Source organism: Micromonospora sp. NPDC048999, assembly GCF_040649295.1.
In the GTDB taxonomy this organism is placed as follows: Bacteria; Actinomycetota; Actinomycetes; order Mycobacteriales; family Micromonosporaceae; genus Micromonospora.
The window spans coordinates 42885-59195 of record NZ_JBEZFI010000002.1 but is presented as its reverse complement, the minus strand read 5'-3'; the positions used below and the strand labels follow the sequence as shown (position 1 = coordinate 59195).

17 protein-coding genes, 3 tRNA genes and 1 pseudogene are annotated in these 16311 nt (G+C 68.2%); 1 reads left to right on the top strand and 20 read right to left on the bottom strand.

All coding sequences use genetic code 11. From position 1 onward, the window contains the following. Positions 1–306 precede the first annotated feature (306 nt). The 18 genes from rplL to AB0C02_RS04565 all read right to left on the bottom strand — a co-directional run bounded on the left by rplL (position 307) and on the right by AB0C02_RS04565 (position 12568). Entirely contained in the window at positions 307–690 is a 384-nt protein-coding gene (rplL, locus tag AB0C02_RS04650) for a 50S ribosomal protein L7/L12 (protein ID WP_357541165.1), read from the bottom strand. A 55-nt stretch (positions 691–745) separates the two neighbouring features. Next, positions 746–1291: a 50S ribosomal protein L10 gene (rplJ, locus tag AB0C02_RS04645; protein WP_357541163.1), complete on the bottom strand. Its 546-nt coding sequence runs from the start codon at positions 1289–1291 to the stop codon at positions 746–748. A gap of 342 nt (positions 1292–1633) precedes the next feature. Next, on the bottom strand, positions 1634–2323 hold the full coding sequence (locus AB0C02_RS04640; protein WP_357541161.1) for a hypothetical protein: 690 nt from the start codon (positions 2321–2323) through the stop codon (positions 1634–1636). After that, the gene (locus tag AB0C02_RS04635) at positions 2320–3204 is read right to left on the bottom strand and encodes an ABC transporter ATP-binding protein (protein WP_357541159.1); all 885 of its coding nucleotides are present in this window, start codon (positions 3202–3204) and stop codon (positions 2320–2322) included. The genes AB0C02_RS04640 and AB0C02_RS04635 overlap by 4 nt, the downstream gene beginning before the upstream one ends. Before the next feature lie 77 nt (positions 3205–3281). Next, positions 3282–3998, bottom strand: a complete 717-nt coding sequence (rplA, locus tag AB0C02_RS04630) for a 50S ribosomal protein L1 (RefSeq protein ID WP_357541157.1) — start codon at positions 3996–3998, stop codon at positions 3282–3284. Positions 3999–4081: 83 nt separating this feature from the next. Continuing rightward, complete coding sequence (gene rplK, locus AB0C02_RS04625; protein ID WP_357541155.1) at positions 4082–4513, bottom strand: 50S ribosomal protein L11; 432 nt, start codon at positions 4511–4513, stop codon at positions 4082–4084. A gap of 186 nt (positions 4514–4699) precedes the next feature. Continuing rightward, positions 4700–5422, bottom strand: coding sequence for a transcription termination/antitermination protein NusG (gene nusG, locus AB0C02_RS04620; protein WP_357541153.1), 723 nt, complete (start codon positions 5420–5422; stop codon positions 4700–4702). A 35-nt stretch (positions 5423–5457) separates the two neighbouring features. Beyond that, positions 5458–5850 carry a preprotein translocase subunit SecE gene (gene secE / locus AB0C02_RS04615; RefSeq protein ID WP_357541151.1) on the bottom strand — a complete coding sequence of 131 codons (393 nt, stop codon included), beginning with the start codon at positions 5848–5850 and terminating at the stop codon, positions 5458–5460. A gap of 214 nt (positions 5851–6064) precedes the next feature. Further along, positions 6065–6137: transfer RNA gene (locus tag AB0C02_RS04610), tRNA-Trp, on the bottom strand. Positions 6138–6264: 127 nt separating this feature from the next. After that, positions 6265–6657 (bottom strand): MaoC/PaaZ C-terminal domain-containing protein, encoded by a 393-nt coding sequence (locus tag AB0C02_RS04605; protein WP_357541149.1) that lies wholly within the window; start codon positions 6655–6657, stop codon positions 6265–6267. Positions 6658–6659: 2 nt separating this feature from the next. Then, a complete protein-coding gene (locus AB0C02_RS04600; protein WP_357541147.1) occupies positions 6660–7106 on the bottom strand; it encodes a MaoC family dehydratase N-terminal domain-containing protein in 447 nt (148 codons plus the stop codon). 120 nt (positions 7107–7226) lie between these two features. Beyond that, positions 7227–7394, bottom strand: a complete 168-nt coding sequence (gene rpmG / locus AB0C02_RS04595; RefSeq protein WP_092378713.1) for a 50S ribosomal protein L33 — start codon at positions 7392–7394, stop codon at positions 7227–7229. 130 nt (positions 7395–7524) lie between these two features. Beyond that, positions 7525–7597: transfer RNA gene (locus AB0C02_RS04590), tRNA-Met, on the bottom strand. A gap of 25 nt (positions 7598–7622) precedes the next feature. After that, positions 7623–7695 (bottom strand) — tRNA-Thr (locus AB0C02_RS04585). Between the two features lie 96 nt (positions 7696–7791). Further along, on the bottom strand, positions 7792–10320 hold the full coding sequence (locus tag AB0C02_RS04580; RefSeq protein ID WP_357541144.1) for a bifunctional diguanylate cyclase/phosphodiesterase: 2529 nt from the start codon (positions 10318–10320) through the stop codon (positions 7792–7794). A 61-nt stretch (positions 10321–10381) separates the two neighbouring features. Beyond that, positions 10382–10540: a hypothetical protein gene (locus AB0C02_RS04575; RefSeq protein ID WP_357541142.1), complete on the bottom strand. Its 159-nt coding sequence runs from the start codon at positions 10538–10540 to the stop codon at positions 10382–10384. Positions 10541–11347: 807 nt separating this feature from the next. After that, on the bottom strand, positions 11348–11476 hold the full coding sequence (locus AB0C02_RS04570) for a hypothetical protein (protein WP_357541140.1): 129 nt from the start codon (positions 11474–11476) through the stop codon (positions 11348–11350). Between the two features lie 210 nt (positions 11477–11686). Then, on the bottom strand, positions 11687–12568 hold the full coding sequence (locus AB0C02_RS04565; RefSeq protein WP_357541138.1) for a site-specific integrase: 882 nt from the start codon (positions 12566–12568) through the stop codon (positions 11687–11689). A gap of 186 nt (positions 12569–12754) precedes the next feature. On the opposite strand from AB0C02_RS04565, the pseudogene AB0C02_RS04560 reads away from it, so the two are divergent. Then, positions 12755–13591: pseudogene (locus AB0C02_RS04560) on the top strand (helix-turn-helix transcriptional regulator). A 63-nt stretch (positions 13592–13654) separates the two neighbouring features. Here AB0C02_RS04560 and AB0C02_RS04555 read toward each other — a convergent pair. Both AB0C02_RS04555 and AB0C02_RS04550 read right to left on the bottom strand, forming a co-directional pair. Then, positions 13655–15196, bottom strand: coding sequence for a hypothetical protein (locus tag AB0C02_RS04555; protein WP_357541136.1), 1542 nt, complete (start codon positions 15194–15196; stop codon positions 13655–13657). 371 nt (positions 15197–15567) lie between these two features. Continuing rightward, the coding region (locus AB0C02_RS04550; protein ID WP_357541134.1) for a hypothetical protein at positions 15568–16311 on the bottom strand (744 nt) is incomplete at its 5' end.

Here is a 16311-nt window from a genome sequence, read left to right as displayed (position 1 = left end):
GTGCTACCGCTGCCATTCCCGAGAGGTGGCCGTTGCAAGCGCGGAAGGTCTTGCTGGTGCCAGCGTGCCTGTCAGGCCGTGCCGCGTCAAGGGCCGGTTACCGGTCGAAGTCGCTTTCCCCCCGACGGACTACCCACAAGCGTCGCTGCCCGAGTCGTACGCCGGCCGCGGACGCCCTGCTCACGCCGCTGCCACCGGGGCCCCGCCAACCACAGCGGGCGGCGATCCGTCTCCGGATCACCGCCCGCCGAAACGCGGTGTGCCCCGGCTCACGTGAGCCGGACGCGCGTCAGGTCGACCTCAAGGTCACTTGAGGGTGACCTTGGCGCCCTCGCCCTCGAGCTTGGCCTTGGCCTTCTCGGCGGTCTCCTTGTTGACCTTCTCCAGGATCGCCTTCGGCGCGGCCTCGACCACGTCCTTGGCCTCCTTCAGGCCCAGGCCGGTCAGCTCACGCACGACCTTGATGACCTGGATCTTCTTGCCACCGTCGGAGTCGAGGACGACGTCGAACTCGTCCTTCTCCTCCTCAGCCGGGGCAGCGGCGGCGGCCGGGCCGGCCGCGGCCATCGCGACCGGAGCGGCCGCGGTGACCTCGAAGGTCTCCTCGAACTGCTTCACGAACTCGGAGAGCTCGATCAGCGTCATCTCCTTGAACGCGTCGAGCAGCTCGTCGGTGCTGAGCTTCGCCATGTCTGGCGTCCTTTCCTGAATGGTTTAACTAAGAACGTGGGTGCGCCGGGTGGCCTCAGGCCGCCTCGGCGCCCTCCTTCTCGCGCTTGTCCTGCAGGGCGGCCGCCAGACGCGCGGTCTTGGCGAGCGGAGCCTGGAACAGGGCCGCAGCCTTGCTCAGGTTGCCCTTCATGGCGCCGGCCAGCTTCGCCAGCAGCACCTCGCGGGACTCCAGGTCGGCGAGCTTCGTGACCTCGGCCGCGGAAATGGCCTTGCCCTCGAAGACACCGCCCTTGATGACGAGCTTCGGGTTGGCCTTCGCGAAGTCGCGAAGCCCCTTCGCCGCCTCGACGACGTCGCCCGAAACGAAAGTCAGCGCGGTAGGACCGGTGAACAGCTCGTCGAGGCCGGAGATGCCCGCCTCGGTCGCCGCACGCTTCGCCAGCGTGTTCTTCGCGACCGTGTAGCTGGTCTCCTTGCCGAGCGAGCGCCGCAGCTGGGTGAGCTGGGAAACCGTGAGCCCGCGGTACTCGGTCAGCACGGTGGCCCCCGCGTTGCGGAAGCTGTCGGTCAGCTCGGTGACGGCCGTGGCCTTGTCAGCCCGGATCGGCTTGTCCGCCATGTCCCTCCTCTCTCGTTACTCGGAGCTGGTACGCCGGCGGCGAGCGGAGGCTCGCGCCGGCCTGGAGGCATCACGACAACGAGAAAAGCCCCGGCGCAGGGCGCACGGGGCGAGGGCCGGCGCAACGGGCGCGGTCGGCGGACCACACACAGCACCGATTTTCGCTTACCGCCCTGCGCGGGTCGCCCGTCATCGCGGGGCCTTCGACCGTGCCGGGGCACGGTGACCAGCGGTCTCTGGGTGGAACTACTCGCCAAGGCTACGCGACGTGACCCGGTGCCACCAAATCGGCCCCGGAGTGTGCCCGGTCACGCCCAACCCGGTGCGGAGCCTCCACGGCGGTCAGGCGCGGGTGCGGCGGCCCCAGGCGTAGCCGACCAGGGCCACGGCCGCCCAGGCCGACGCCCAGGCGGTCAGCAGCAGGCCGGAGGCGATCGCCAGCTCGCCGGTCAGCGCCCGGGCGGTCGGCAGCACCGGCGGCACCAGCCACGGCGCGACCGAGCCGGAGAGCCCGAGGACCAGCGCCCCGACCACGCTCAACGTCAGCACGGCCACGCCGTACCCGGCGCTGCGGGTGATCGCCCGGCTGGCCAGCGCGCCCACCGCCACCGCCGCCGGCAGGGCGAGCAGGTGGGCCCAGAGGCCGAGCGCCACCCCGGCGGCCACCGGCCGGTCCCCCGGGCCGGTCGTGCCGGTCACCCCGCCCACCAGCCAGGGGAAGACCATCGCGACGAGCACCGTGCCCAGCCCGGCCACCGCCGCGGCGAGCAGGCCGGCGAGGTGCTCACGGGCCGGGCCGACCACCACCCGGGCCAGCCGGCGCTGCCCGTCCGGCTCCACGTCCAGCAGGATCTTCGTCTGCCAGGCCAGCACCGGGAAAAGCACCACCGCGGAGACGCCGTACGCCTCCGCCGGCCGGGCCCGGCCGCCGCCGTAGAGGACGCCGAGGGCCAACAGGCCGGCCAGCACCGGCGCCAGCGCCCGTCCGGTACGCAGGAAACCGGCCAGCCGCAGCCGGACCAGCGCGCTCACCGGGTCACCTCCCGAGCCGGACCGGTCAGGCTGCCTTCCTCCGTCACGCCGCTTTCCGAGTCGGGTATCGACCCGGGATCGGGGTGTGGGGCAGGCGGCGGGGCGGCGTCGGGCAACCCCGCTCCGGGTCGCGTGGCGGGGGGCGGGGCGGGGTGGTCGCGTACCCGGAGGACGTGGTGCCCGTCGGCGCGCAACCGGGCGACGGCGGCCGCGACCCGGTCGGCCGGGACCGCCAGCTCGACCACCGCCGTGGCCGCGCCCCCGGACGGCGCCTCCTCGGTCACCGTGCCGTCGGCGACCGTCCACCGCCGGGCGCCGGGCAGCCGGGCCGTCTCGCCGCGGTGGTCGCTGACCAGCACCATGCCGCCGTCGGCGAGCACCTCGTCGATGCACTCCGGCACCAGCTCGCGGGCGGCGGCGTCGAGCCCCTCCCACGGCTCGTCGAGGACGAGCAGACCGGGCGGACGCAGCAGCGCCTGGGCCAGGCCGACCTTCTGGGCGGTGCCCTTCGACAGCTGCGGCAACCGCACCCCCTCGAACCGGGTCAGGCCGAGCCGGTCGACCCAGCGCCGCACCGCCCGGTCGGCCGCCGGCCCGGAGAGACCGGCTACCCGGCCCATCGCGGTGAGATATTGCGCCACGGTGAACGGCTGGTCGACGGGAAAACGCTCCGGCACCCAGCCGACGGCGCCGGGCCGGTCGACGACCCGACCCCGGGTCGGTCGGAGCCCGCCCGCGGCGAGTTGGAGAAGCGTGGACTTGCCCGCGCCATTGCGGCCGAGCACCACGGCCGCCTCGCCCGGACCGATCCGCACCCCGGCCTCCCGCAGCACCCACGGGCCGCGCCGGTGATAGCGGAACCAGACATCCTCGAGCAGCATGAGGCGAGCCTGCCACGGCGGACAGACGAACGGGGCCCCGCCACGTGGGTGGCGGGGCCCCGTCGGGGCAGTCGTGCTCAGGCCTCGGCCGAAGCCTCGGTCAGGTTCTTCACCGCGTTGGGGTCAACCGGGACGCCCGGGCCCATGGTGGTGGTGAGGGTGACCTTCTTCAGGTACTTGCCCTTGGCCGCGGACGGCTTCGAGCGCAGCACCTCGTCCAGCACCGCCGCGTAGTTGTCGATCAGCTGGGCCTCCGAGAACGAGGCCTTGCCGATGATCAGGTGCAGGTTGGAGTGCTTGTCCACCCGGAAGGTGATCTTACCGCCCTTGATGTCCGAGACGGCCTTGGTGACGTCCATGGTCACCGTGCCGGTCTTCGGGTTCGGCATCAGGCCGCGCGGGCCCAGGATCCGCGCGATCCGGCCGATCTTGGCCATCTGGTCCGGGGTGGCGATCGCCGCGTCGAAGTCGAGCCAACCGCCCTGGATCCGGGCGACCAGCTCGTCCGTGCCCACCTCGTCGGCACCCGCGGCGGCGGCCTCCTCGGCCTTCGCGCCGGCGGCGAAGACGATCACGCGGGCGGTCTTACCGGTGCCGTGCGGCAGGTTGACCGTGCCGCGGACCATCTGGTCCGCCTTGCGGGGGTCGACGCCGAGGCGCATGGCGACCTCAACCGTGGCGTCGAACTTGACGTTGGTGTTCTCCTTGGCCAGCTTGACAGCCTCGGCCGGAGAGTAGAGCTTCGACCGGTCGATGACCTCGGCGGCCTTGCGGTAGTTCTTGCTGCGCTGCATTTTTGTTACTCCTGTGGTCTTTGGCGGGCGCGCGACATCCGCGGCCCTCCCACGAACTGATCGAGTGGAGCGGTGCGAAGAGGTCAGTCGGTGACGGTCAGGCCCATCGACCGGGCGGTGCCGGCGATGATCTTCTCGGCCTGGTCGAGGTCGTTGGCGTTCAGGTCCGCCATCTTCTTCTCGGCGATCTCGCGCACCTGGGCGCGGGTCAGCGAGCCGACCTTCTGCGTGTGCGGGACGCCCGAGCCCTTCTGCACACCGGCAGCCTTGATCAGCAGCCGGGCGGCGGGCGGGGTCTTCAGCACGAAGGTGAAGGTCCGGTCCTCGTACACGCTGATCTCGGCGGGGACGATGTCGCCCCGCTGCGACTCGGTCTGCGCGTTGTAGGACTTGCAGAATTCCATGATGTTCACGCCGTGCTGGCCGAGCGCGGGGCCGACCGGCGGCGCCGGGGTGGCCTGGCCCGCCGGCAGCTGAAGCGTGAACGTCTTGACGAGCTTCTTCTTCGGAGGCATGTCTCTTCCTGGGGCTTGGAACTGGGATTTTCGCCCGCCGCGAGCGCGCACGGTCAGCGCGGTGCGGACAGCCGACGTTCTAGGGTAGCGCAGCCGTCCGCCGCCCCCTCGGCCGAGGTCCGGCAGGACGGCGAAACGAAGCACCGGCGGCGGGCCGGGAGCCCCACCGCCGGTGCCCGACGTACGTCAGATCTTGGCGACCTGGTTGAAGTTGAGCTCGACCGGCGTCTCCCGGCCGAAGATCGACACCAGCACCTTGAGCTTCTGCTGGTCGGCGTTGATCTCGCTGATCGTCGCCGGCAGCGAGGCGAAGGCGCCGTCGGTGACGGTGACCGAGTCGCCGACCTCGAAGTCGAGGACCTTGATCTCGGGCTTGGCCTTCTTCTCCACGGCCTCGACCGCCGGGGCCAGCCACTTCAGCACCTCGTCGAGGCTCAGCGGCGCCGGCCGGTCGGCCCGGTCGGTCGCGCCGACGAAGCCGGTGACCCCCGGGGTGTTCCGGACGCAGGAGTAGGACTCGGCGGTCAGCTCCATCCGGACCAGGATGTAGCCCGGGAAGACCTTCGCCTGAACCTGCGACCGCTTGCCGTTCTTGACCTCGACCTCTTCCCGGGTCGGCACCTCGACCTGGTAGATGAAGTCCTCCATGTCGAGGGAGGTGATCCGGGTCTCGAGGTTGGTCTTGACCTTGTTCTCGTAGCCGGCGTACGAGTGCACCACGTACCAGTCGCCGGGCGCGTAGCGCAGCTTCTGGCGCAGCTCGGCGACCGGGTCGAACTCCTCGTCCGGCGCCGGCTCGGTGCTCGGGAATTCCGGCTCGCTGGCGGCCTCGACCGACTCGTTGTTGGCCGCCGTCGCCACCGTGGACTGATCGTCCGGGGTCTCGGCGGTCTCGTCGTACTCAGGCACGCTCGCTCACTTCCGTCGGTATCGCTGGTAGCCGGTCAGCTGGGGTTGCCGAAGACCCACAGCACGGCCTTCGCGAAGCCGTAGTCCAAACCGGCCACGATCGCCAGCATCACCGTGACGAAGGTGACCACCACGGCCGTGTAGGTCAGCAGCTCCTTGCGGGTCGGCCAGATGACCTTACGCAGCTCCGCCACGACCTCGCGGAAGAACCGTGCGATACGGGCGAAGAGCCCGATCCGCTCGGTGTCCTTGCGGGTCTTGCGGCCCTCGGTCGACTCGGCGCGGGCCCGCTCCCGGGTGGCGGTGCCGCCCCGGGAAACCGGCTCGTCCTCGCTGGTGGCGTCGTCTTCGGCCGGGCCGTCGACGACCGCGTCCTCAGGCAGACGCTCGTCGCCGGCGTCCTCGCCGCGCCGCTTGTTCTCGGCCACTTCGCCCTCCGTGCGGGATCTCGGGTCGCACGCCGATGCGGCGTACGCAGCGTGTGGTCACGCCGGCCGGACCAACCGTCCCGCGACGGGCCGCGGCCGGCGGACCGACCGGGAGGGCCCCGAATGCCTCGGAACCACCCTGCCGGTGCCACCACCACGGGCCGAACGCCGCCGTGAAGCGGCGCGACCCACGGGAACGGTCAGGCCTGAGGCGCAGGGGTGACAGGACTTGAACCTGCAGCCTGCGGTTTTGGAGACCGCTGCTCTGCCAATTGAGCTACACCCCTGTGCGACAACTCACCCCAACCCGAACACGAAGTGCCGGGCAGGGGTCACTTGCCCCACGGCGGACCAGTGTACGGGTAGTCGGGCGACTTTCCCAACTGGTCTACCCCTCGCGCGTCGACATGCCCCTCAGCGAGGCGCCCGGACGGTCGCCCGGGCCTGCGACAGGACCTTGTCCCCGTGGCAGGTCGCGGTGATGTCGAGCCTGGTCAGGCCCGCCTCGGTGACCTCCTTGACCACCGCGCTGACCACGACCTCGGTGCCCTCGTCGGTGTCCGGCACGACCACCGGACGGGCGAACCGCACGCCGAACTCGACCACCGCGTCCGGCGCGGCGGCCCAGGCGGACACCGCCCGGCCGACGAGCGCCATGGTGAACATGCCGTGGGCGATGACCCCGGGCAGGCCCACCTTGCTGGCGGTGCGGTCGCTCCAGTGGATGGGGTTGAAGTCGCCCGAGGCGCCCGCGTAGCGGACCAGGTCCGCGCGGGTCACCCGGAACGTCTGGATGGGCAGCTCCACGGTCAGGCCTCCCCGCGTACGACGATCTTGGACCAGACGGCCACCACCGGCTCGCCGGCGGCGGTGCTCACGTCGGTGCGGGTGGTCAGGAAACCGTGCCCGCCCCGGTTGGTGATCTCCTCGATGGTGTTGACGCACACCAGCTCGTCGCCGGCCACCACCGGCCGGGTGTACGCGAAGCGCTGGTCGCCGTGGACGACCCGGCTGTAGTCGACGCCGAGCGCCGGATCCTCGACGATCTGCCGGCTGGCGGCCATGGTCACGATCACCGGAAAGGTCGGCGGGGCGACCACGTCGGGGTGACCGAGCGCCCGGGCGGCCTCGGGGTCGTCGTGGGCCGGATCGGTGGCGCCGATGGCGGCGGCGAACTCACGGATCTTTTCTCGGCCCACCTGGTAGGGGGCGGTCGGCGGATACGTCCGGCCGACGAAGGACGGGTCCAGGGACATGCCGCGAACCTACACGTAACGCAGAAACGCCGATCCGTACGGGCTGGCGGCGCGGGGCCGCCGTCCGTGCGGATCGGCGTTCGGAAGTGCTGCGGACCGGGCCGGCTAGCCGGCCGAGGGTCAGCGGGTCTCGCGGTGGGCCGTGTGCCGGCCGTCGCGCGGGCAGAACTTCTTCAGCTCAATGCGGTCCGGGTCGTTACGACGGTTCTTGCGCGTGATGTAGTTGCGCTCCTTGCACTCCACACACGCCAAAGTGATCTTCGGCCGGACATCGGTCGCCTTCGCCACGGCGGAGTGCCTTCCTCGCTAACGGGTAACAACTACAGCGCATCAGCCTACGCGGTTACTGCGCAGACATGCAAAGTGGGCGCCTGCGGCGCCCAACCCACCGACCACCGGGTGACCCGGAGGACGAGAGTAGCGGTGGCCGGACTTGAACCGGCGACACAGCGATTATGAGCCGCTTGCTCTGCCATCTGAGCTACACCGCCGTGGCGGGTCCAGCCGGACCCTCTGAGCCCCCTTACGGAATCGAACCGTAGACCTTCTCCTTACCATGGAGACGCTCTGCCGACTGAGCTAAGGGGGCCTGCTCGATCACCCCGTGGGGTGTCGCGCAGGAGAAACAGTACACGACCTTGCCGCCGAGGTGAAATCGGATCCCCTCTTCCCGCATCTACGCAGCTCAGGGCACTGCGCGCAGGCGGGGCAGCTCGCCGGCGACAACCCCCTCCGGCTCGAGCTGGGCGCCGAACCAGGTCTCCAGGCGCTCGTAGGGCAGCGGCCGGCTGAACAGGAAGCCCTGGCCGATCTGGCAGCCGATGTCCTGGAGCAGCTCCAGGGTCAGCTCGCTCTCCACGCCCTCGGCCACCACGGCCAGACCGAACTGCTGGGAGAGGGTGACCACCGCGTTCACGATGGCCAGATCGCCCGGATCGGTCGCCATCCCCTGCACGAACGACCGGTCGACCTTCACCTCGTTCACCGGTAGCCGGCGCAACTGGGCCAGGGACGAGTTGCCGGTGCCGAAGTCGTCCACCGAAAGCCGGACGCCGAGGTCGCGCAGGCGCCGCAGGGTGGGTATCGGACGTTCGGTGCCATCCAGGACGCCGGATTCGGTGATCTCCAGGGTGAGCCGCTGCGGCGGCACGTCGTACTCGTCGAGCAGCTCCCGCACCAGTGCGGGGAAGTGTCGGTCGGTGAGGGTGCGGGCGGCGAGGTTGACCGACACGGAGAGCGGCTGTTCCCCGTGGCTCCAATCCCGGCTGCGCCGCAGGCTCTCCCGGAGCACGAACTCGGTGAGCCGGCCCAGCTGGCCGGTGTGCTCGGCCACCGCGACGAAGTCCTCCGGCTCCACCGTGCCGTGCGCGGGATGCTCCCACCGGGCGAGGCATTCCACCCCGACCAGGCGTCGGTCCCGCAGCGTCACCTTGGGCTGGAAGTAGACCTCCAGTTCGTTGTCGTCCAAGGCCCGGCAGAGGTCGCCGGCGAGGCCCAGCCGGCGCAGCGACCGGGACTCCAGCGCCGGGCTGTAGAGCTGCACGCTGCCCGGGACCGACTTCGCCGCCGTCGCGGCCAGGTCCACCCGCTGGAGCAGGGTCACCGCGTCGCTGCCGTGATCCGGATGCACGGCCACCCCCACGGCGGTGTCCACGTCGAGGGTGAGCGCGTCGAAGACCATCTCGTCGCGGATCTGCTCCCGGAGCTGCCCGGCCAACTCCAGCGCCGCCTCGACGCTCTCCAGCCGCAGGGTCACCAGGAACTCGTCGCCGCCGGCACGGCCGACCAGCGCCGAGGAGGGCGTGCAGGCACGCAACCGCTGCGCGACCTCGACGAGGACCTTGTCGCCGGCCGCGTGGCCGAGCGTCTCGTTGACCTGGCGCAGCCGGTCGACGTCGAACAGCAGCAGCGCCACCACCTCGCCCGGCGCCCGGATCTTGACCGCCTCGGCAACCGCGGCGGTCAGCCGTCGCCGGTTGGGCAGCTTGGTCAGCGCGTCGTGGTCGGCGTCGTGCCGCAGCCGGTCGACCAGTCGGGAATTCTCCAATGCGACGGCAGCGTGCGCGGCAACCGTCTCGAAGACCGGTACGTCGCTCTGGGTGAAGTGGCCCACATCACTCAGCCGGTTGGCGACTTCAAGCGTGCCGATCACCGCCTGGCCAGAACGCAGTGGCACCACGATGACGTCCTTGACCTTCGCGTCGGTCGTCACCCGGAGGGTGTCCTGCTCCGTCCCGAACGCACGGCCGACCGCCACCGTCCGGCCGTCCGCCGCGGCGCGCTCCCGCAGTACGCCGGGCGTGCGAACCACGTCGAGGAGGCCATGGTCGTCGACCCGGGCGGTGAGCAGCACCTCGGGATGCCGACCCTGCGCGGGCAACCAGAGCGTGGCGTACTCGGCCTGCATCAGTGCTCGTACCCGACCGAGGAGGGCATCCGCAAGGGTGCCGTCCTGGCCGTGCTTGGCGGTCGCCCGGGTCAGGTCGTACATCTGGGCGAGGGTGCGGTGCTGCCGGAAGAACTCCACGTAGGACCGGTAGACCAGCACCAATGCTGCCGCCAGCACCGCGACCAGCAACACCGACCACCACGTGGTCTTGATCGCGATCAGGATCATCAGACCCATCGAGGTGTTGATCGCGGCGGTGAGCAGCGCGGGTGGGGCGGTGCGGAGCGCATCTCGCCCCGCCTGCCAGCCTTGGAGGAGAGCGTGTACGCCGACGACCGCGGCAAGGCTGACGACGATCACCGAGCCGACGGCCGTAAATAAGATCATCCACGTGCCAGGCCCCACGCCCCGCATGGGCGGTAGGGCCTGGAGCACGAGGCCTGCCAAGGCGGTGCCGGCGGCCGCCTTGGCCACGTTGAACCAGAACTTCGCCGGCGGAAGACGGTGCCGGGTCTGGGTCACCATCGACGCGATGGTGTAAATCACCACAACCGTCAGCGGCGGCAGCAGGAAAAGCGCCACGACGAGTGGGATCTCGGTCAGGGTCACGCCCAACGACTGACGCCGGACCACGAAATTGAGCACCGGAACGCCAACGGCCACCATGACCACCAGCAACGCGGCAGCCAGCGGCCACTGGCCGGAAGGTTCGTCTGAAACCAATCCGGTGATCGTGGCACAAACGACCGCGAACAGGGCCAGTGGTCCGGTGATGAGCCAGGCGTGATCGGTGGGTCTTCGTCGCGAGCGGTCACGACCGGCCATGACACTCCCTACGGGCTACGGACTCGCAGGCCCCGTGCCCGTCAGACGTTTCCCGCGTCAGTCAGACTCCGCTGTCGGCGGGGGCGGCGGTCCAGATGATGTCCGCCGTCAAGTAGTGACCGGCCACGTCGTTGTGGCGCCCGAAGTTGAACCCGATCGCTGCGACGGCGGCGATCGCGAGGACCGAGCCAACCAGCCGGCCCAACCGTCGACCAGACATGATTACTCCTATCGGGGAGCAGCACAGGGGCTAGGGTTCCACGATCGTGCCACAGGGCTCGCGCATAGGAAAGCGCTGGGAGTCGGCCCGGTCCCGGGGTTGGACAGGTTTCGCCATTCGGCCCACACTCCGCGGCACACCCGGCTAGATCAGGCCCGTCCTAAGTCGACGGAGATCTTCGCTCACCGCCGATTCTGACCTAAGCGGCAAATCGATCATCGAACCCGAGGATGCGGCTCATGAACCCGCCGGAAACGCCTTCTGACGCCATGCTCGGTCAAGGTGCTCTCGTTCGCCTCCAGGACGCCGCCGCCCTGCGGAGCGTCAGCCCGGCCACGGCGGCCAACGTGATCGAGGCCGCCTTCAAGTGCCTCACGGCAGGCATAGACAGCCCGACCCTCCAGATCCTCGCCGGTGTCTCGCCGGTGAAGGGCAGCGAGAGTGACGAAATGCGGCGTTGGCTCGAAGACGCTCTGGCGGAGCTATCCCTGACCTACTACCGGAGGGCAGCCGAGAGGGCGAAGAGGAGGCCCTCCCGATCCGGAGCGGGCCGCGCTGGCTCGACCCCGGCCTGCTGGCGACCTCCGGCCGGCATTGGCCGGGCCGGCCGGCATTGGCCGGGCCGGCCGGCCACGCCGGCGGACTGCAAGACCTTGAAGACCTCAGGGCTCCGCCCCGAACCCCGGCCCTCCTCAGAGATGCCGGGGCGGATCACCTCGCCGGGCACCACAAGGGCTACCAGCCTCCCCGGACGGTCTACGACTGCCCCGACGAGGAGATCCGCCAGCGTTCACACGGCCATGCCATTCACGACTCACCCTGTGACCGGCGCTTGTCGGCGTCTCGGATCGCATGCCCGACAGCTAGGCGAATCACCCAGTAGAGAACGAACATGCCCAGCGAGTAGAGGAGAACGGGTAGGTACAACTGCCCCATGATCGGGACCTATAGGGGTCGGCTGCCACTGTCGCGCATAACGACGGTCAAGAGCAGCCGGAGACAGCGAAAGGCCCCTAACCTACGTTTCCGCAGGTCAAGGGCCTTGCCAGTCCCTGGTGGCGGGTAGAGGATTCGAACCTCTGTAGCTTTCGCGACGGATTTACAGTTTTGGCCGTTCTCAAGACTGTCGATGAATGTCTGCCCAGGTCAGGGCCGCTTTTCGTCCCCGCTGCTCGCCCCGGACTCCCCCGCGTGCCCGTTGCGTGCCCCTTCCGAGCGATGCCCGGACTTCCGTGCCCGGTCTAGGAAGGCGGCCACCTCAGCGTCCCGGCCGTCGACTGCTCGCGCGTAGTGCCGAGTCGTGACGCTGGCGTTGGAGTGACCCAGCCGGCGGGCAGCGACGAGGACGCCATGCGAATCGGCCACCCAGCTACCATGCGTTGCCCGAAGGTCGTGCGGGATCAGGTCGGTCAGGCCAGCCCGCTCGACCGCGCGGTCGAATCGGTACTTCCAGCCGTTGTAGCTCTGCGGGCGTCCGGCGGTCCGTTGCTGCCGGCCGGGGAAGAGGAAGGCGTCCGGGTCCTCGGGCAACTCGGCGAGGTGCTGGCGAAGCCGGTCGACCACGAAGGCCGGCAGGGCGAGTTCCCGGCGCTGGTGACTCTTCGGGGTGTCAATGACCGGGCCGCCGGGGAGCTGGGCAACCGACTCGGCCACGGTCATCCGGCCATCCGCCACGTCAACGTGCCGCCGTCGCAGGCACAGCGCTTCCCCGATGCGCAGCCCGCCGTAGGCGAGGACCAGGACCAGGACGTCATCCGGCGGAGAGAGCTCGGCTACAAGCCGGTCAACGTGCTCGGCGGTGAGGATGGTCGGGTTCGGCTCAGGCAGGCGAGGCAGCTTGACGCCCCGGCACGGGGTCACCGGGATCAGCCCGTTGTCGACGGCTGAGGCCATGATCTGCGACAGCAGCCGGTACGCCTGCCGGACCTGGGAGGCACCGACACGGTTGGTCAGGTCGGCCACCCAGCGGCCCACGGTCATCGGCAGGACGGCGGAGATCATCACGTTGCCGAAACGCGGAAGGATCATCCGAGCCAGGAGCGATCGGTAGGTGTGGCGGGTCTTCGCCTTGAGGGTCGGACCAGCAACGAGCTGGTGACCGACCCGGCGACCGTGGTGCAGGCGTGTGCGTGGCGGGACCTGGCAGTCCACTACGCCGCTCCGGACAACGCGCGGAGCGCAGCTGCCTAGCACGAGGAGTCACCCGTGAACCCGATGGAAGAGTGGCTGACCCAGCCCGAAGGACTGGCCGATCGCCTGCGTGCCCTGCGCACGCAGGCCGGCCTGTCCGGCAAGGAACTCGCCGAGGCGAACGGTTGGGCACCGTCGAAGGTCTCCCGACTGGAGAATGGTCGCCAGGTGCCGGCCCCCGCCGACCTGTACGCGTGGGCACGCGCCTGCGGCGCCGACGACACCGCGACTCAGGACCTGTTGCGGATGCTCGGCGAGGTCCAGGCCGCGCACCGCAGCTTCCGCCGCCGGATGCGCCAGGGCCAGGCTGCCGTTCAGGACAGCTACAACCAGCTTGTCGCCGAGTCGCGCCTGATCCGGCACTTCGAGACCGTGTACGTACCCGGGCTGCTCCAGACCGCCGACTACGCCCGCCGCGTCCTGACCGAGATGGTCGAGATGCACAACCTCGACATCGCTGACGTGGACGCCGCAGTCGCCACCCGGATGCAGCGCCAACAGCTCCTCTACGACACCAGCAAGCGATTCGAGTTTCTGCTAGCCGAACCCGTGCTGTGATGGCTACTGCCCTCGCCCGAGGTCATGCGCGGCCAGCTCGACCGCCTGCAAACCGTGGTCGGCGTACCGAACATCCGATTCGGCATCCTGCCGCTCGGCGTCCCACTCGCCACCACGCCGCAGAACTCCTTCCAGATGTACGACGACGTAGCCATCGTGGAAACCTTCGTCGGCGAGACCACCCACCGCGACGACGAAGCCGCCGCCTACGCCAAGGCCATCGAACGACTCTGGAACGACGCCGTCACCGGAGAAGACGCCCCCAGACTCATCGTCCTTGCGGCCCACGACCTCCGGAACTAGAGGCACCAAATCGCACACTGAGGCCTAGACCGCTAGCAGACTTAGACCGACCCGTGTTTTCCGCTAGCTGACTCTTGGCCGCATGTACTCGTAGCCAGGCAATAATTGCTCCGCCGGGTACCACTTATCCGACACCATAACCCTACTTCTGACTCCCATCTCGACAAACGGGTACGTGATATGCCCATCGGTCGGATGCATACGTCTCTGAGCATCCTCAAGGAACCTGCGCTCCTCGATCAGCAATTGAGGGATTCTAATCTCGGCGGCAACAGCAACGGGGATATCAATTGCATAATGTGCGAACTTGTCACTTGTCACGACCGCGAAAACGGGCACTTTGTTGAGTTCCGGCTCCACGCTTCCGGAGAAACTCTCAATTCGAAGCCGGCGGCAAATTGATATCCATTTGTCGAAGCGTCCACCAAAATCCGCGCGGCTCGTGTACCATTCCATCATTTTGGAATAGTCCACGCCTTCCTTCCGCAGCCCCTCTCGGCCGAGGAGCAGAAGCGGTAGGTGCCTGTAACCCTGTAGCACCTTTTTTGAGATCGCCCGTTTCCCGACGAACTTGCGAAGACCGCTCACTGCACTGAGCGCGGCGTGAGCCTCTTCTTGACTCGGCTGATATCCGCCATGAATGACTCGATCCCGATGGCGCGCCACCTTCTGTTGCCAGTCAAGGACCGCACCCTCCCTAGCCGGGAGCCATACGCCACCAAATCGGCTGGCAAACTCCGCTTTGACCCTCTTAAAGATGGGCTTTGAAAGTATTGGCGCAGCGTCTTGAGGAGTTAATCCTTCCCACCAGAGGGCGTAGCTGAGAATGTCATCCAGGAAGCATTCGGCCGCCGTAGCCGCGTTCAGTATGGCAGCGCGATAGTCGCCGTAAATGAACAGCGCTTCATATGCGTCCAGCGTAAACGTGTTGAATCGCTGAAAGATCGCATCCTCGTACGGGTCCCACGCGGCGGACAGTATCGATTGCATCTGTTCCGGGGACAGGAGTTCCTTATCAATCTCTTCGATGCCATGTCCGCCCGGATTGTAGAGGCCCATGCCTCCAGGATCGTCGTAGATCCTCCCATCCGGGTAGTACGCTACTCGATGCATCAGCACCGTGGGCGGCAGATTTTCGCGGGCAGGCACAAGGGCATACGAATGCGATTCCTCCCGGTATCGGAACAGTAGCTCCCGGAGGCAATCCAGAGCCCACCCGAAGGCTTCCTCAACGGCATGCACCGTCGACCCATCGCTACCGAGCTTGCAAGGTGATGAAACGTTGAGCTGTGCGACGGTCTTAACTACAGGGCCGAACGATCCCGCAAGGGAAAGTGGATCCTCATCTGCCTGGCCTAACGCTCTTGCGGCAACAGGATATACAGCATCCAAGCGCGCGACATCCGGGTGAACTGAATCATCCCGAATAAGCCGTATCTGAATCGCGCCGTTCGCGTGAGGAAGTGAAGGTAGCGGGCTATCCGGTGCCACAATTGTTAGTGGCTCCCTGGTCAGCCTGCCTCCCACAGGCCCCAGGCATCCGGCGAATGTGACCCCGTCTGGCATTCGGATCCCGCGACGCAAGGGAACGAAGAAGTTGAGCACTTGATAACCATCGGCACTCTTTGCGCGACGCGCCCGCCCCATTGGCACCCCCATGTCTATGCCACCCCTGGCCACGGCCAACGAATGGCTTGTCTCTTGTCATGGCTCTCAACTGCCGAATTGCCCTCTACTAGATCAAGGCGGCCCGCAAGCGGGCCGCGCCGGCCCGGCCCCGGCCTGCTGGCGACCTTCGGCCGGCATCGGCCGGGCCGGCCGGCCACGCTTGGGTGTCACAGGATCGGAACACCTCGGGGCTCCGCCCCGAACCCCGGCCCTCCTCAGAGATGCCGCCGCAGATCACCTCATCGGGCACCACAAGGGCTACCAGCCTCCCGGGACGGTCTACGACTGCCCGACGAGGAGATCCGCAGCTAGTACCGTCTGCGCAATACGCGGCTGCTGGGCCTGCTGGCACCACGAAGCGGCATGCTTGGCTTTCTCTTCCTCGCCCTAGCCGCAGGCTGCGGCCGTAGCGAGATGTAGAGGCTGACGATGCCGATCGGCGTACTCAGAAGGTCGTTGACCTTCTCCAGCATCTTGGGGTTGTTGGCGTTGAGCGTCCCGACGATGACGGTCAGCAGGACGGACATCGCAATGAGAGGCCCGAAGCGCTCGATCGATTTTGCAGAGGGGTCGAGCCGCCGGGCGAGCAGCAAGAAGCACGAGTAGAGGTAACGAACGAGCAGGAGAGCCTGGTTGGCCTCCTGGTCTCCGTCCTTAGCAGCCGCTTCAGTCTCGCTGAGCCAGCCTTCGGGGTCCTCTAGTAGCTCCTCGCCCTCCTCCTTGAGGATCCCCGTCGCATCTACCGTTGACAGATACTTAGCGATCTCCGCCAGGCGACGGTCCACATCAACGTCGAGATGCGGCATCGTGGCCGTGAAGTGGGCGGACATTTGGGCTAAGCGGGCGAGCACCTCGTTCGACGGGGCCGTCAAGGCAAGCTGGGCCATCACCTGACTCGACGGCATCACCTTCGCCAGCTGAGCCACGATCTGCCGCGACTGAGCCATCTGAGACACCACCTGACTCGACGGCATCACCTTCGCCAGCTGAGCCACGATCTGCCGCGACTGAGCCATCTGAGACACCACCTGACTCGATGACATCACCTTCGC